Here is a 926-nt window from a genome sequence, read left to right on the forward strand (position 1 = left end):
TACGCTTTGATGTCCCGCTGTGGACTGGAGCCGGAACGCTACTTCGACCACGAAGATTTCATGGCGATCTTTGATTTCAATACTCCGGCAACCATCGGGGCGCTGGGAACAGCGGTCAGCCAGATCAACCAGCAGGTGCTGCGGCAGATCGGCGTTACCGTCCGAAATGCAGAGCGCGAAGCCAACCAAGAAAGGAGCAAACAAGATGAACAATCCCATGACCTATATCCAGAACGGAGACTATCTGATTCCCGACCTGAAGTTGAGCCAGCAGCGGTCGAAACCCCTGGGCAAGTACGGCAGGATGAGGAAAAACTACCTGAAGGAACATCGTCCCATCCTCTACAACCAGATGCTGCTGAGCGAGAAGTTGTACCAGCATCTTCTGGAGATCGACGAGACCGCCCAGAGCAGACTGGAGCAGATGATGCCCCAGCTGGCGAAGGAAGCGGGAGCCACCGAGGAACTGAAAGCCAGCGATCCCATGAAGTGGGTGGGGCTGATGAACACCTGCAAAGCCCAGGCAGAGGAGATCCTGATGGCGGAGCTTATCAACAGCTGACCCTAAACCTGTTCCTCTCCGAAGCGGAACAGATCCAATCCATAGATGAAGCAGAGAATGTAGCGCATACATCCTCTGCTTTTTCTTTTGCCCAAAATGACATCGACCATGTGCTGCGTTTGGGCGGCAATACAGACCGTCAAAGGGAGCGTGTGGTTGCAGCCTTTGAAAAGCAGAAAACCACCGCTGAGATTGCCGAGATACTGAAAACGCTGTACCACGGCGGCAATGGCCTTGGCAGTGTGAGCGCATGGTATGCCGAGGATGGTATCCATCTTTCACATGGGAAGTCTGTCCGTTATGACAGGTCTGCCCAGGTCATTTCCTGGGAGAGCGCCGCAGAGCGTATCGGGGAGCTTTTGGA

General features: G+C 54.3%; 2 protein-coding genes and 1 pseudogene. 2 read left to right on the forward strand and 1 reads right to left on the reverse strand.

The window, feature by feature from the left end; translation table 11 throughout:
* Nucleotides 1-219: pseudogene (locus GPK94_RS13590) on the reverse strand (hypothetical protein); the annotation flags it as partial.
* Between GPK94_RS13590 and GPK94_RS13595 the strand changes: the two are divergent.
* Both GPK94_RS13595 and GPK94_RS13600 read left to right on the forward strand, forming a co-directional pair.
* Entirely contained in the window at nucleotides 206-562 is a 357-nt protein-coding gene (locus GPK94_RS13595; protein WP_215656078.1) for a TnpV protein, read from the forward strand. The pseudogene GPK94_RS13590 and the gene GPK94_RS13595 sit on opposite strands and share 14 nt — an antisense overlap.
* A partial coding sequence (locus GPK94_RS13600) for a hypothetical protein (protein WP_215656079.1) occupies nucleotides 490-926 on the forward strand: 437 nt, incomplete at its 3' end. The genes GPK94_RS13595 and GPK94_RS13600, both read left to right, overlap by 73 nt.

Source organism: Pseudoflavonifractor sp. MCC625, from assembly GCF_018784545.1.
Taxonomy (GTDB): Bacteria; Bacillota; Clostridia; order Oscillospirales; family Oscillospiraceae; genus Pseudoflavonifractor_A; species Pseudoflavonifractor_A gallinarum.